At 35.6% G+C, this 16,138-nt stretch carries 11 protein-coding genes and 1 rRNA gene; 7 read left to right on the forward strand and 5 right to left on the reverse strand.

The genetic code is table 11. From position 1 onward, the window contains the following. The first annotated feature begins 577 nt into the window (after positions 1-577). The 3 genes from ACFFIT_RS01955 (at position 578) to ACFFIT_RS01965 (ending at position 5,833) form a co-directional block, all read left to right on the forward strand. Positions 578-3,202 (forward strand): HAD-IC family P-type ATPase, encoded by a 2,625-nt coding sequence (locus tag ACFFIT_RS01955; protein ID WP_385875883.1) that lies wholly within the window; start codon positions 578-580, stop codon positions 3,200-3,202. 273 nt (positions 3,203-3,475) lie between these two features. Then, on the forward strand, positions 3,476-4,279 hold the full coding sequence (gene suhB, locus ACFFIT_RS01960; RefSeq protein WP_385875885.1) for an inositol-1-monophosphatase: 804 nt from the start codon (positions 3,476-3,478) through the stop codon (positions 4,277-4,279). 198 nt (positions 4,280-4,477) lie between these two features. Beyond that, positions 4,478-5,833: an NCS2 family permease gene (locus ACFFIT_RS01965; RefSeq protein ID WP_385875887.1), complete on the forward strand. Its 1,356-nt coding sequence runs from the start codon at positions 4,478-4,480 to the stop codon at positions 5,831-5,833. A 229-nt stretch (positions 5,834-6,062) separates the two neighbouring features. On the opposite strand, the gene ACFFIT_RS01970 is transcribed toward ACFFIT_RS01965, so the two are convergent. The 4 genes from ACFFIT_RS01970 to ACFFIT_RS01985 form a co-directional block, all read right to left on the reverse strand. Then, positions 6,063-6,689, reverse strand: coding sequence for a hypothetical protein (locus ACFFIT_RS01970; RefSeq protein ID WP_385875889.1), 627 nt, complete (start codon positions 6,687-6,689; stop codon positions 6,063-6,065). A 53-nt stretch (positions 6,690-6,742) separates the two neighbouring features. Further along, complete coding sequence (locus ACFFIT_RS01975; RefSeq protein ID WP_385875891.1) at positions 6,743-7,075, reverse strand: hypothetical protein; 333 nt, start codon at positions 7,073-7,075, stop codon at positions 6,743-6,745. Positions 7,076-7,179: 104 nt separating this feature from the next. Further along, positions 7,180-8,517: a CoA-disulfide reductase gene (locus tag ACFFIT_RS01980; RefSeq protein WP_385875893.1), complete on the reverse strand. Its 1,338-nt coding sequence runs from the start codon at positions 8,515-8,517 to the stop codon at positions 7,180-7,182. A 32-nt stretch (positions 8,518-8,549) separates the two neighbouring features. After that, complete coding sequence (locus tag ACFFIT_RS01985) at positions 8,550-9,899, reverse strand: MFS transporter (RefSeq protein ID WP_385875895.1); 1,350 nt, start codon at positions 9,897-9,899, stop codon at positions 8,550-8,552. A gap of 479 nt (positions 9,900-10,378) precedes the next feature. Here ACFFIT_RS01985 and fae point away from each other — a divergent pair, with 479 nt between their 5' ends. The 4 genes from fae to ACFFIT_RS02005 all read left to right on the forward strand — a co-directional run bounded on the left by fae (position 10,379) and on the right by ACFFIT_RS02005 (position 15,328). Next, a complete protein-coding gene (gene fae / locus ACFFIT_RS01990; RefSeq protein ID WP_385875897.1) occupies positions 10,379-10,900 on the forward strand; it encodes a formaldehyde-activating enzyme in 522 nt (173 codons plus the stop codon). Positions 10,901-10,962: 62 nt separating this feature from the next. Further along, a complete protein-coding gene (locus tag ACFFIT_RS01995) occupies positions 10,963-12,600 on the forward strand; it encodes a BCCT family transporter (RefSeq protein WP_385875899.1) in 1,638 nt (545 codons plus the stop codon). A gap of 102 nt (positions 12,601-12,702) precedes the next feature. After that, a complete protein-coding gene (locus ACFFIT_RS02000; RefSeq protein ID WP_385875910.1) occupies positions 12,703-13,710 on the forward strand; it encodes an aldo/keto reductase in 1,008 nt (335 codons plus the stop codon). Positions 13,711-13,876: 166 nt separating this feature from the next. Beyond that, on the forward strand, positions 13,877-15,328 hold the full coding sequence (locus ACFFIT_RS02005; RefSeq protein WP_385875901.1) for an NAD-dependent succinate-semialdehyde dehydrogenase: 1,452 nt from the start codon (positions 13,877-13,879) through the stop codon (positions 15,326-15,328). Positions 15,329-15,896: 568 nt separating this feature from the next. Here the strand turns inward: ACFFIT_RS02005 and rrf are convergent. Next, positions 15,897-16,012: ribosomal RNA gene (gene rrf, locus ACFFIT_RS02010) — 5S ribosomal RNA — on the reverse strand. Between the last annotated feature and the right edge of the window lie 126 nt (positions 16,013-16,138).

A 16,138-nucleotide genomic window follows, 5' to 3' on the forward strand; every position in this document is an offset into this window, starting at 1 on the left:
GAATCAATGGTATAGCCATTTATGGATTAGGTGGATTTTTAGATAAAATTATTCTATAAAAATTAAAACGCATCATCTGAGAAAGCATAATTATAAACGAGAACAGTGGAGTGATAAAGTTAAAAAGGATCACTGTACAATTAGTTTGAACAAGATCACTTTTTAAGCTACCCTTTAATTTCAATTCTCTATATCACCACGACTCAAAAGTCACATCAAAACTATATTTAAACTATATTAAATATTGAATTTGATTGAATTTGATTATCTTAATGTACCAGACTTAATAGATTTATTGATCTAATCGATTGCAAAATCTACTGGTTTGGAAGAAAATAGAAAGATACAATTATTAATACAAAATTATATTCAATTGACTACGGTTTTATCATAATTAAAGAGGGGGACTCTAAGAGGTACACTATGAATTCTTTTTATGATTGGATTTAGTAAGTATATTTTGTAGAATTTCCTTGAATGATGGATATTTAAGCTTTTATTTACTTATCATTTTGGACTATGTATTTTGTGTCATATTTATAAATAATTTTTCTAACAATAACTAAGAGGCTAAGTTATGGCAAAGTGGTACCAACTTTCTACTGATGAGCTATTTTCTAAAGTCGCATCAAGTTCTCAAGGATTGAGTCAACAAGAACGAGAAGCCCGCTTAAAGGAAAATGGTCCAAATTTATTGACCAAAGGGAAACAAGAAACGGAGTTCCAAAAATTCATTAAGCATTTTAATGATCTTCTTATTTTTGTGCTTATCGCCTCTGGTATTCTTAAAGGTGCAATTGGCGCCTACACTGAAATGATTATCATTTTTTTAGTGGTCATCATTAATGCGATTATTGGTTATGTTCAAGAACGTAAAGCTAATAACTCGCTCAATAGTTTAACCAATATGATGAGCTCTGATGCGACGATTCTGGTTAATAACGAAAAAGTCGTAGTTGATGCCTCAACTTTAGTCGCTGGTGACGTTGTATTACTGAGCCCTGGTAATATTGTTCCTGCCGATCTTAGAATTATTGAAGGTTTTAATCTGGTTGTTGAAGAAGCCATTTTAACTGGGGAGTCAGTGCCTATTGAAAAAAATAATCAAGCTATTACTGAAGAGGCCGACTTAGGTGATAGAATTAATTTGGCCTTTTCAGGTACCTTGGTTAATAGTGGTTCAGGTAAAGGCATTGTTGTAGAGACAGGTGATAGAACTGAATTAGGTAAAATAAGTGAAAGTCTCAAATCAGTAGATCAGACCATTACACCTCTCATCCAAAAAATGAAACTGCTTAACAAGCAAATCTTCGGCATATTAAGCATTCTTATAGTTATATTATTAATTTTCAGCTTAATGTTCCGCGAATTTTCTTCAACCGAACTCGTATCAGCCATGATAGCCTTAGCGGTTTCTGCAGTACCTGAAGGATTACCGGCCGTTCTCTCCATCATACTTGCCATGGGGGTAGGTCGCATGGCTTATGAAAAGGCCATCATAAAAAAAATGCCTGCGGTTGAAACACTTGGAAGCATGAGCGTTATTTGTTCTGACAAAACCGGTACACTCACAAAAAATGAAATGAGTGTAGTCTCTGTAATTACAAAGCAAACCACTTACACCGAACTTGAAGCACCAATCAAGTGGGAAGAGAGTAGTTTAGGCATGCAGCGCCTTTTAGAAATTGGACTTTATTGCAACGATACAAAAATTGATTATCATGACGGAAAACGTGAAGTCATAGGTAACCCTACTGAAGCTGCATTACTAGAATTGAGTTACAAAGCGAACCTTAGTCAAGATAATCATACACTATACAAAATACCCTTTGATTCATCTTACAAGTACATGGCCACGTTAGTCGAAATTAACAATCAACGCTTTATCTATTTAAAAGGTGCTCCTGATGTCCTTCTTGATTTATTAACTTTAGAACTTAACGGAGATGAGACGGGTATTCTTGATAGAAAGTATTGGGAATCTCGTATAGAAGAATTTGCCAAAAAAGGACAACGTGTACTTGCCGCAGCTTTTAAAGAAGTGGATAAATCTGTCGAAAATTTAACGCATGACTCCATCAAAGAAGGAATGTTGTTCGCAGGTCTTTATGGGATTATCGATCCACCTAAAAAAGAAGCGATTGAAGCAGTTGGTATTGCCCGTGAAGCAGGCATTAGCGTTAAAATGATAACAGGAGATCATAAAGAAACAGCTATCGCAATTGCTAAAGAAATTGGTATAGAACATTACGACAAAGCACTTGTCGGTAAAGAACTTGAAGAAATGAGCGATGATGACTTGAGAAAAGTGGTCTTAACTCATGATGTGTTTGCAAGAACCACCCCTGAGCATAAACTAAGACTTGTGAGTGCTATCCGAGATCATGGCATGATTGCAGGAATGACAGGAGATGGGGTAAATGATGCGGCTGCACTCAAAAAAGCAGACATCGGTATTGCAATGGGAATCAAAGGAACTCAAGTAACCAAAGATACTGCAGACATGGTCCTTGCAGATGATAATTTTGCTACTATTGTTAAAGCGGTTAAAGAAGGCCGGCGTGTTTATGATAATCTGCAAAAAGCGATTTATTTTGCTCTACCTACTGCATTCTCGCAAGGATTACTAGTAGTTATCTCAATTCTTGCAGGGATAGAATTACCTCTGACACCAGTACAAATACTTTGGTTAAATATGGTCACGACCATCACTCTATCATTTGCACTAGGGTATGAGCCTTATGCTAAAGATGTGATGCAAAGAAAACCAAGAAATCCTAAAGCCAACATACTAGATACTTATGCAATTATACGAGTCGCTTATGTCTCATTAATCATTGGTTTATTAGGTTTTATCATAGGTGGAATTTTAAGAGATAATGAAGCTGATGTAGCTTTAATCCAAACCACGATTCTGCAAACTTTAGTATTTGCTCAAGCGTTTTATATGATCAACTGCCGAGAAATTCATAAATTCTCTATTACTCCTACCATCAAGGAGAATAAAGTGCTTTGGTATTCACTAGGTATTTTATTGATCTTACAAATCGCTATTATTTATCTGCCGTTTATTAACGGTGTTATGGAAACTGCCCCACTTGGATTTAAAGAATTAGCATTATCTTTTATTGCAGGCTTATCAACCTTTGTTATCGTTGAGGCAGAAAAATTCTTTTATCGTAAAATGAAGAAATCTAATTAATAGTTAATTATAAACTAGCACATGCATCCCTCCTTTTATATTTTTAAGGAGGGATTAAAAAATGATACATAAAAAATACTCCCCCTATTTGCCCTATTTCTATTCATATCCAAACATAGATTATTCTTACAGAACTTTTCACTCCTAACATTTAAAATCTAGCATGCATTTTTTTTTAACTATGGTAGAATTAAAAAGTAAATCAGCTCCGCTGTTTTTTTAATTCTTATCTCTTACTTTTATAACGTTCTTTAACATTAAGTGGATTAAACTATGCATCCTATGCTAAATATTGCCGTTCGCGCTGCAAGACGTGCTGGCACAATCATTACTCAACATCTATCAAACCCTTCTGCTGTAGAAACTATGCAAAAAGGTCAAAATGACTTTGTCACGAATGTCGATAAGCAAGCTGAAGCAGCAATTATTGAAATAATCAAAAAATCTTATCCTGATCATACTATAATTGGTGAAGAAAGTGGTCAAATTGCAGGCAATGACAATACGGTTCAATGGGTGATCGATCCACTTGATGGTACAACAAACTTTGTCAAAGGATTCCCTCATTTTGCTGTTTCTATAGCCGCTAGACAAAATGGTCGCACTGAAATTGCCGTAGTGTTTGATCCTATTCGAAATGAACTTTTCACTGCTGTTCGTGGTCAAGGCGCTCAACTGAATGGTTACCGCCTGCGTATGAAAGATGTTAAATCAATTGAAGGTACAATTTTAGCAACTGGCTTTCCTTTTAAATATAAACAATTCTCTGCTAACTTTATCGGCATGCTAAATGCCCTATTCGTCGAGTGCGCTGACTTTCGTCGAACTGGGAGTGCAGCGCTCGATCTTGCTTATGTTGCAGCAAATAGAGTGGATGGTTATTTCGAAATAGGGCTAAAACCATGGGACTTTATGGCTGGAGAACTGATTGTTAAAGAAGCGGGCGGTATAGTGACCGATTTTGTTGGCGATAATAACTATCTTGAATCTGGCAACTTAGTTGCTGGTAACGGAAAAGTGGTGAGAGGCATACTAAATAAAATTCGCGAACATCTTACCCCATCGTTAAGCAAATAATGATTTAAACGCTGTCATCTCTATGTCAGCGTTTTTTAGTTTTTAACCCAATTAGAAACAATCAAATCAATATTTACTTATTGATTTGATTGTTAGCAATAAATATTTAACTTCACTTTGCAGGTTTATGAATATCATAACTCTATAAATTTCAAGTGACTTCTATTTATTTGAAATGACGAGCAAAAGAGGAATACCATGTCATCTCAACAAGAAAAATCAATAACTATCAAAACTAAACTTGATGATTTTTTTGCGATTAGCGCTCGCAATTCAACTATAAAAACTGAAATTTTGGCTGGATTTACTACCTTTTTAGCAATGGTATATTCTATCATTGTTGTGCCGCAGATGCTTTCGGATGCAGGATTTCCAAGAGAGAGTGTCTTTATAGCAACCTGCCTAGTTGCTGGATTCGGCTCATTACTGATGGGGATTTATGCCAAATTACCCATGGCAATAGGTTGTGCTATTTCTTTAACCGCCTTTACAGCATACAGTATGGTTGCTGGTCAAAACATTCCAATTCCAACTGTACTCGCAGCCATCGTTATAATGGGTGTCATATTCACACTAATTTCCGTTACAGGGATAAGAAGTTGGATTTTAGCAAATCTGCCTATAGGTATTGCACATGGAACAGGAATTGGCATAGGACTTTTTTTATTTTTAATTGCAACCAATACCGTGGGTATCATCATAAAAAATCCTAATGCTGGGTTGCCTGTAGTGCTAGGTGATTTCACGGATTTCAAAACGGTAATGACCTTATTAGGGCTTGCTGCTATGATAGGAGTAGAACGCCTTAGAGTACCTGGCGGTATATTACTCGTGATGATTATAATTTCAGTGATAGGATTAATATTAGATCCTAATGTCAGCTATTTAGGAATCATTTCTTTACCTCAAATAAATAGTGATGCTTCTCTATTTTTTGCAGCTGATTTTAAATCCGCTTTTACTCTTGCTCTCATGCCAACTATTTTAGCGTTAGTCATGACAGCTGTTTTTGATGCAACAGGAACCATCAGAGCAGTAGCAGGCCAAGCAAATTTATTGGACAAAAATGGCCAAATTATTAACGGAGGCAAAGCGCTAAGCGCTGACTCAGTGAGCAGCATATTTGCAGGATTTATAGGGATCTCTCCTGCGGCTGTTTATATTGAATCAGCATCGGGCACTGCTGCAGGCGGTAAAACAGGTTTGACCGCTGTGGTCGTAGGATTACTTTTCTTACTTATGCTGTTATTCTCCCCACTTGCAGCACTTGTTCCGAGTTATGCAACAGCACCTGCGCTCATGTATGTAGGTCTCTTAATGCTGAGTAATGTGACTAAGCTAAACTTTGACGATCCCGTTGATGCGATGTCAGGTTTAATTTGTGCAGTATTCATTGTACTGACTTCCAATATTGTTACCGGGATCATGATTGGCTTTGGATGTTTGGTCGTTGGAAGAGTTGTTGCGAAAGAATTTAATAAACTCAATGTAGGAACTGTCCTCATAACAATCGCTTTAATTACTTTTTATGCTTTTGATCTCAATCTTAAATAAAAAAAAGTAAACTCTATATTTGCAATAGCAGTAAATGATTCTAAAAGTGTCTTTAATCATTTGATAACATTTTTAAATGATGGCTTGTTTCTGCTATTGCTTTATTGGCTCACATTGACACCATGACGATTATTTCTATTCTCTATCTCGTATCTTCTATCTTATATTTTCTTTAAATTTGTTAAATTTTTTCTCACTGTAAATTAAATAGATCACTGAGCTTATTTCTTTATTTTTCTGAACTGGTATCTAAATAGTAGCACTGCCCTTGAGCTAACTGAGTGAAAAATTCATGACGAGGAAATAGATGCTTAGGTATAAATAAAGTGGTAAAGTTTTTCAACTCTATCGACTTCTCTTTAGCTAATGTTTGATTAACATCGACTTGAATATAGTCATTTAATTTGACGACTCTTAATTTTGGCCATGGAACAAAGCCTTGAAACTGAGGTGTTTGAATTAGTAAACCATCGAGAAATGCTGCAATTTTATAATTGGGACTTGCTAAGTTATCATAGGAACTCTTTTTATATTTAATTCCACTTGCTAACGTAAACCTTGAACCCATGATAACTATTACACTAAATCCTATAAGAAAAATAAGCCCTATAGCAAATAGAACATGATGCACATCTCTATGCAAAGAGTCAGGATAAAAAACAAAATTGACTCTATTTAAAATTAGAAATACCAAAATTCCTAAGCTAATGAGATGACTAGCCTTATGATCACGACTAAATCTTATTCTATTTAATTTTTTGCTTTGTTCAGTAGCATGGAGAAACTCTTCTTTTGTTTGAGTATATTCTACTTTAGCCAACAGAAGAAAAGGGTTAAAATTGTTTGAATTTGTCATTTTAATATGTCTTTTTACTTAGTTTGTTATCAATTCTACTGAAGTGCCTAGGCTCAATTAAACAGCTGTATAAATCCTACAAATATGGCTGTTGAAATAGATACTGACAATAAAAAGTGAAATACACTATACTTATTTTTTCTTTTTGCATTTAATTCATTAAATTGCAAAAAATTTTTAGAACCATTAGCTAGTAACTTTTGGACTTTTTCATCATCAAGTGATATCTCATTTAAGTTATTAAATACATCCATAAGGGAATAACGAGTATCTCCTTCAAAATTAAATTGGCACTCCTGACAATAATTCTTCAAGTACCCTATTCGGGTAACCATATCACTCTGACATTGAGGGCAGTTAACTTTTGTATTTGCGATTGTTTCCATTATTGAAGAACCTTTTTACTTAGCAAATAAATTATTATTTATTATTTATTATTTCCATTTAATCATTCTAAATGTATATATATCGGGTTTTATTTGTACATTAGTTATTTTGCAACATTACCAGCAATATTTAATGCATCCCAAGTCCTTGCAAAAGGAGGGGCATAGACAAAGTCCATCATCCCTAATTCATCAACAGTGAGCTGACTATATATGGCCACACTTAAGGCATTAACGCGACCAATAGCCCCAGCTTGATAATTACCCAATATTTGCCCACCCAATAGAATTCTAGATTGAGAGTGATAAATCAGCTTGATGTAAATATCTGTCTGAGGAGGAACATAATCAGTTCTGTTTTTATCCTTGATAAAAACTGTCTTATAGTCAATTTCAGCAAGTTCTGCTTCTTGTTCAGAGATCCCAACTCGCCCTACTTCAATATCAAAAACACGTACCCCACACGCCCCTAAAGTTCCGATAAAAGATTTTTCCTCTCCTGCTAGATTATCCCCAACTAATCGGCCTAATTTATTAGCTGTTGTGGCCAAAGGAATGTATCTATTCCCTAAAATTTTGTGGGGAACTGTCGCACAATCTCCTGCGCTATACACTCCTTTAATGGATGTTTCACCATATTCATTGACAATAATAGCGCCTCTATCATCGCATAAAATCGCACCTTCAGGCAAAAACTCAGTATTGGGACGAAACCCTGTGGCAATAATGAGCAACTCAACATCTAAATTTTGATCATTAAGCCTTAGCTGAAATGTTCGGGCTTTAGAACTTGGAGATACACCAAGTATTTTTTTATTTAAATGTAAATTAACACCATGAGATGTAAGTTGGTTAACTAGATGTTCAGTTATTTTTTCATCAAACGTTTTTGCTAGTACCGTTTTATTATGATCAATTAAATGTACTTCTTTATTTTGTAAGCGCAATGCCTCTGCAGCTTCGACGCCAATGAATCCTGCACCTAAAATCGCAATTTTATTTATGCCCAATAACTGTTCTTTAATATGTAGTGCGTCGTCGCGACTATGCATAGTGACATAATTTATGTTTTCCAGTCCTTCAATTGAAGGGATAATAGGCCTTGCTCCACTAGCAATCATCAACTTATCATAATGAAAATCTATTTCTTTATGATTTAGTAAATTAGCTTGAACAATTTTTTGGTTAAAATTGACATGCGTTACCGTATGATTCAATTTAATATCAATACCTATTTTAATAAAATCTTCAAATTCTCTTGCTGTCATTTGCTCAATATTAGCAAACTCCCCACCGATAAAATAGGGAATACCACACGCCCCAAAAGAAACATTATGGCTTTTTTCTAACACTGTAATTTTTGCTTGTGTATCTTGCTTTTTGATTCTAACAGCAGCGGATAGACCTGCTGCATTAGCGCCAATAATTACATAGTGAGTCATGTTTTTTAAATACTCCAATCAAAATTATATTATTAAGTCTTATTTGTATCCGTGAGTAATGATTCATCATTAACGGCATCTGGTTCTTCATTTCTAGATTCAGTGCTTCTAGGCTCAATATGTTCAAGTATAATTTTATTTTCTTCCGGTACACTTTCTATCTCAATGCGAGGATCGATGATTGCTGAACTCATCGGGTATTCAGGTACATGAGGAGTTTTTTCAGAATCTGATGAACTATTTTCGCATGGTTTGTTCTTGACAATAAATAGCACAGAAAATAAAAGCATAGCCATAACAAAAAACAAGATAAACATCACTTTAGATGTGAATAAATCCATGAAAAATCCTGTTATGATAGGTCCTAATCCAGCACCAATGCCGAAAATTGCCAATAATAATCCACTTAATGCCACTCTTTTAGCAGGATCAATATTATCATTAGCCAGTGCAACACCAACAGGATAGAGAGGAAACAAAAAAACGCCCGTTAAAAAAACATAAATAAGTAAAAATGTCTGAGACCAAAAAGCACCAAACCACAGAGGAATACTAGCTAATGCTAATAATAGTGCAAAACCTTGAATCAATTTCGTACGATTAATTCTATCAGAAAGCCATCCTGCAGGCCATTGGATAAGAAAACCTGCAATCATAGCGTATGCAACAAATTGACTACTTTGTTCATTGGTTAAGCCAATACTCTTTGCATAGACGGGTGCTAAGCCAAAAAATGCGCCAACCATCATGCCACTAAAGGCAACCGTCATAAGTGCTGGTAATACGGTACGCACAAAATATTTAATTTCTAATGGTGCTGCGATAATTGCATTTGGGTGAATTTTTCGTGTTGTGGCAACGGGTATTAAACTTGCTGCGTATAAAATAGCTATCATGACTAATTGTTGAAAGCCCAGTTCAGGAAAATATTTCAATAAAAATTGACCGCAAATTAACCCCATATTAACAGCAATCATATAGCCAGAGAAGACAGCCCCCCTATTTTTAGAATCACTTTGCTCATTCAACCAGCTCTCAATAACCATATATTGTGCCATCATCGCAAGACCAAGAATGAACCTAAAGCTCATCCATACATAACTGTTCTCAACTAAGGTATGAGATAAAATAACTATGGTACAAATTCCAGCACAAGCCACAAAAGTTCTGATATGACCAAAGCCTGCAATAAGAAGTTGCCCCACTTTAGTCCCTAGCACCATACCAAAGTAGTAGCTAGCAATGTTGGCACCAATGATGGTTGAACTTATCCCATGTTTTTCTAGGTAAAGTGAAATATAGGTATTAAAAAAGCCTGTTGCTGTAAGCATCAATAGAGTAGCAATGAAAAGTGCAGGAAAAGCGAAGATAGAAAGTTTCATAAAGTTTCCGCTAATAATTTTCCATAATATGGAATTTTAGGTAAAAATAAGTCATTTATAAGAATGATCTAGTGTAATCAATTTTCTTTAAAGTTTTAAGTGAAATGAGAAAATATTTATAATTATTTTCTCATTTACGTCTTTAATTCTTAGCTTTCACTAATAGCTTGACTTTTTTGCACTTACTTTCATTAATTTTAGAAATATTGTCTGTTTTATTGTATTTTTTTATTTTTAGAATATCTCTCTGACGCACTTTAAATCATTTTCTGTCATATATGTCCATATTCCTCTGAAAAAGCTCAGAAAATTCAATTCCGTATATTAAAAAATAAATAAATATTAATCTTTGTAATTAATGTGAGAAAGATCACGGCTATGATTTTCCATTTAATGCAAAATTAACGCGCTTAATAGAAAATAATTACCTTATATACCAATTTTCACTATCAACCAATAAAAAATATAAGAGGAATACAATGAATACTCAAAATGATGCATCCATGTTTATCGGAGAAGGTTTCGTAGGAGAAGGAGTTAATGCCGCTCATGTGAATATCATGCTTGGTCCTAAATCAGGACCAGTTGGACAAGCTTTCGTTAATGCGCTGGCTATGCCAAGACAAGGACATTGTCCATTCATGGTGATTATAAAACCAGGCGTACCTGTAAAGCCAGCCACAGTTTATGCTAATAAGGCCGAGATTTCGGGTGATTTGCACGGAAATGCGACCTGGGGAGCTTCACAAGCTGGGATTGCTAAAGCCATTACTGAAGCTCTTTTAGAGGGAACATTACCTAAAGAATCTGAAAATAATTGGTCAATAGTAGTTGCTCCATGGGTAAATCCCTCATGCGATGATTTAGATGCAATCTTTAAAAATAATTATGAAGCAACTCAGACCGCGATTAAAAATGCTATGTCTTCAAATTCTGAAATTGACAAACTTAAAGTGGCCTTGTCGCAATTAGGCAATCCTTTCTATCAGCCTAAATCCTAGGAATAGACATTTTAAATAAAAACGATTGATGATCCCAATTAGGAGGAGATCGAGGAGCGTTTATGAATACAACAAAACAAACTAACCCCAAATTAAGATTAAGACATTTAACCTTCTGGCCTGCATTTATAATGACGGCGGTTGCAGTCATCGTCTCATTAACTAATGGAGTCACTTTTGCCAAAGCCACAAAACAAATTGTTGGTTGGATCCTTGACCATTTTTCATGGGGATTTAGCCTTGCAGCGTTTGGATGTGTTATTTTATGTATCATTGTCTTTTTCTCACCTCTTGGGAATATTCGGATTGGTGGAAAAAATGCAACACCGATATTGACAAGAACAAAGTGGATAATGATAGCTCTTTGTACAACAATTGCGGCTGGATTGCTTTTTTGGGCGGCAGCTGAACCTTTATATCATTATTACTACCCACCAAAATCTTTTAACATAGAAGCCACTTCGCCTTCATCTGCCATTTTTTCTCTTTCAACAATGTTTTTGCACTGGACATTCACTCCTTTTGCAATTTATTGTGTCCCTGCATTGGTATTTACTTTGGTTTATCATAATTTAAATAAGCCATTTTCTATAGGTTCGATGCTTTATCCTGTTATGGGAAAAAAGGTTTATGGCAAAACAGGACAAGTGATCGATGGTATCGCATTATCAGGATTCTCTGCAAGTATGGCTTCTTCAATGGCAACAGGAATTATTGCCATAATGGGTGGACTTGCACTATATGGTGTCCAAAAAGGTAGTGTCGCACTTGCCGGCATTGGTGCTGCGATTGCTATTGTTGTCACACTCTCTTCTGTCAGTGGCCTTAAAAAGGGGATAACTTTACTATCTACAGTGAATACATGGGTATTTATGGGCATAGGTATCGCTATTTTCGTCTTTGGTCCAACAAGATTCATTTTGAATTTTAGCCTAGAGTCATTGGGTAATTATCTTGATAATTTCTTTCAAAAATCACTTATTACAGGTGCAGCTGAAGGAGAAAGCTGGGGACGAGATTGGACTATTTTCTACTTTTCATCTTGGATGGCGTGGGCTCCTTTAACAGCTATGTTCCTTGGGAAAATTGCAAGGGGATATACCGTCAAAGAATTCCTTGCGGTAAACTTACTCATCCCCAGTGTTTTTGCGGGTATTTGGACAAGCATATTCAGTGGAAGTGTTCTTTATTTTGATATGACCGAAGCGGGAAGTATGAAAATGATGTTAGACACTAATGGATATGAATCTGTTGTATATGCACTTATCAATAAATTGCCTTTTGCTAGCATACTTGTACTAGGTTTTGTATTTGCTACATTTCTTTCCTATTGCACAGCAGCTGACTCAACAACTGATGCTATGGCTAATCTGTGTTTAGAATCTGAAACAGGTGAACGTTTGAGTGAAGATTCAAGTAGCGTGAAAGAACTCATCAGCATGAAAGTACTCTGGGGTATTGGTATTGGCATCGTTGCAGTAACAATGCTGGTATTTGCCGATGTAGAGGGTATAAAACAACTTGCTTATATTGGAGGGCTTCCAGCTCTTGTACTATGTGTAGGATTGTTATTCTCACTGATTAGGCTTCTATTTTGTGCTAAAGAACTTGAGGCATGTACTGATTTAGAACCACTAAGTTTCTCGTCAGTAAATCCCCCAAAACCACTAGAAATTAGTGATACCAGCAAAGTGAATTAATTTTGGGTGAATATTAGAACTAAAATTTTTTTATAATTTTTATTAAAGTGTCTCTCCTCTACATAATAGTATGAGAGACGCATGACTTTTATGGAGCGTATGATGGAATATGTAAGATTAGGCGAATCTGGTTTAGTGGTATCAAAATTATGTTTAGGCACAATGAACATGGGGAGTCCTAAATGGAAACCTTGGATTTTCGATGAGGCTCAGAGTGAGCCTATCGTACGTCATGCTCTTGATTCTGGTGTAAACTTTATAGATCTTGCTGACTTTTATTCATTTGGTGAAGGAGAACGCGTCATAGGCAATATCATTAAAAAACACGCCAAAAGAGATGAATTAGTCTTGCTAACAAAAGCTGGTTACCCAATAGGTGATGGTAAAAATAATCAAGGTCATTCAAGGAAGCACCTATACGACGCCCTTCATGGGTCATTAGAACGTATAGGCACAGATTATGTTGATATTTTTATGCTACATTATTTTGATGTCAACACTCCGATTGAAGAAACATGGTTTACCTTAAATGAAATGGTAAAACAGGGTAAAACACGTTATCTTGGGGTATCAACAATGTATACTTGGCAGTTTGCAAAAATTTTACATTGTTGTGAAAAGAATGGCTGGGTTAAACCAATCAATATGCAGTTACAATTGAATGCAGCCTACCGTGAAGAAGAACGAGAAATGATCCCCTTTTGCGTCGATCAAGGTATTGGAGTATCTGTATTTAGTCCATTAGCAAGGGGTTTACTCAGTGGCGCATTTGATTCTGTAAGAAATCAAACTGACAACTTCACTCATCAAATGTTTGGAGATGATACGTCAAAAAATATTGCTATGAGCGTTGCTAAAGTAGCAAAACGACATGGTGTAGGATCTGCGCAAGTTGCACAAGCATGGGTTTTGAGTCGACCGGGTGTTAAAGTTATGCTTGTTGGAGCTGATACCACAGAACAGTTCAATAGTAGCCTTAATGCATTAACATTGCAGCTTACTGAAGATGATTTTTATGAACTAGATAGGGTATACACGCCTTGTGATGTTATCAATGATTATACAGAAGGGAAGCGTATAGCTAGAGAACCAAGACCTGCAAGAGACTAGTTAATTTTATTTTTGTAGCTATTTAACCTCGACTTATTTAGGCATTGGAATTCTTATAGTTGAGAAAAATCTCTTAAATATTGAATATTTAACAAAAAATGCTATGTTTATTTATATTTAGTAGCGAGTTATTTTATTTTTTAGTTATAACATAAAGGTAAAAATCATGATTCAAACAACTGATTTTAGTAGTGTATTAAAATCTGGCTATTACGTAGATGGTCAATGGAAAGAAACTCAACAGCATTATGATGTCACCAATCCCTCAACAAAAGCATTAGTTGCAAAAGTTGCTTATTGTTCAACAAAAGAAGCTAAAGAGGTCGTAGATAGCGCCGCTAAAGCATTAACTGCATGGCAAGCAATTACTGCTAAAGAACGCGCTCAACGTTTAAAAAAATGGTTTGATCTTATCATAGCAAATCAAAAAGAGCTCGCTACTTTACTTGTTACGGAACAAGGAAAACCTCTAGCTGAAGGTATGGGGGAAGTTGTGTATGCGGCAAGTTTTGTTGAGTGGTTTGCTGAAGAAGCAAAGCGTATTTATGGTGATGTTATCCCAGCACATAAAGGAGATAGTCGCATTGTGGTGATAAAACAACCTGTTGGTGTAATTGCAGCAATTACGCCTTGGAATTTCCCGCTAGCTATGTTGACAAGAAAAATTGCTCCAGCGCTTGCTGCTGGTTGTACTGCGGTGATAAAACCATCAGAAGAAACTCCATTATCAGCACATGCGCTTGTCCATTTAGCTGAAATGGCAGGTATACCAGCAGGTGTGCTCAACGTAGTGAGTGGAGATGCTAAAGCTATAGGTGAGGTCTTTACTCAAGATAAAAGAGTCAGAAAAATTTCCTTTACTGGTTCGACTAAAACAGGGAAGTTTCTTTATCAAGCCTGTGCAAATACAATGAAAAAAATGTCTCTAGAGCTCGGAGGAAATGCTGCATTTATCGTTTTTGAAGATGCGGATATAGATGCTGCTGTTGAAGGTGCTATGGCATCTAAATATCGCAATACTGGACAAACATGTGTCTGTGTAAATCGATTTTTTGTACACGATGCAGTCTATGAGAATTTTACACAGAAACTTGCTGCAGCTGTAAAAAAATTAACAGTCGGTGATGCCTTTAGTGAAGGGGCAACACAAGGGCCATTAATTAACCAAATGGCTTTTGACAAAGTTTCTAATCATGTAAAGGATGCGATAGCAAAAGGGGCTAAAGTATTGGTTGGTGGCAAACCTTCAGAATTAGGTGGTACCTTTTTTGAACCCACTGTTTTAATTGATGCAACTAAAGAAATGTTAATGAGCAGTGAAGAAACATTTGGACCAATTTCTGCATGTTATCGTTTTAATTCAGAAGAGGAAGTCATCGCATTAGCTAATGATACAGATTTTGGTTTATCTTCCTATTTTTATACCCAAAACTTAAGTCGAGCGTGGAGGATAGCTGAAGCACTCGAATGTGGTATGGTAGCAATTAATGAAGGTATGCTATCAACTGAAGTTGCACCATTCGGTGGTATTAAAGACTCAGGAATTGGACGCGAAGGTTCAAAATACGGCATTGAAGAATATTTAAATATAAAATATGTGCTAATGGGCAGTATTTAACTCTTTTATTGCTCATATTTAACATGCGCTTATATTTATCAGTATTGCATTTCGTTAAATCAACTTTAACCCGCTCAAAGAGCGGGTTTTTAATCACTTATTTACCATCCATACAAGCTTGAATTAGCGGCTAACAATGATCAATAAAATATTCCTTTTTATTCTCTAGATTCTAGCTTAGTAGATCTATTTTAAATATTATTCACTTGAAAAAATATTTCTTTTCCATTAGTAATTACACGTACTTTATAAACAGAGTTACTAAAAAGTTATAACTTCTGGGCTTGTTGATGAGTTATTAAAATTGATTGAAAGGATTTCAGATTTTTTCTGTTGTTCTTGTAACAACAAGATAGGTAACATATTAAACAATATAATGCCTATTTTCGTTTTGAACTTTATGTTAATGATACTAAACAATGGCCATAACACAAAAAGCCCTGTATTTCTACAGGGCTTTTTGTGTTTTAATTTTAATTATTTATTGTCTAACTTTTGCTTTTATCTTTGACTTAGTTTTAAGCACTAATTTAGTTTTAAGTTAGTTAGATTTTACAACGTATTTGGTGCCTGGCGGTGACCTACTCTCACATGGGGAAACCCCACACTACCATCGGCGCAGTTGCGTTTCACTTCTGAGTTCGGTATGGAATCAGGTGGGTCCACAACGCTATTGCCGCCAAGCAATTCTGTTGCTCTTAATTAGAATAAGCTATTCTTTGTATATCACGCTTCGTATGACATCACTCTCTGTTTAAACACTTTAATCTCTCTATTCGAGAACACCAAAACAACTTCGGCGTTGTAAGG

This window comes from Thorsellia kenyensis (assembly GCF_042432445.1).
GTDB classification, from domain to species: Bacteria; Pseudomonadota; Gammaproteobacteria; order Enterobacterales; family Thorselliaceae; genus Thorsellia; species Thorsellia kenyensis.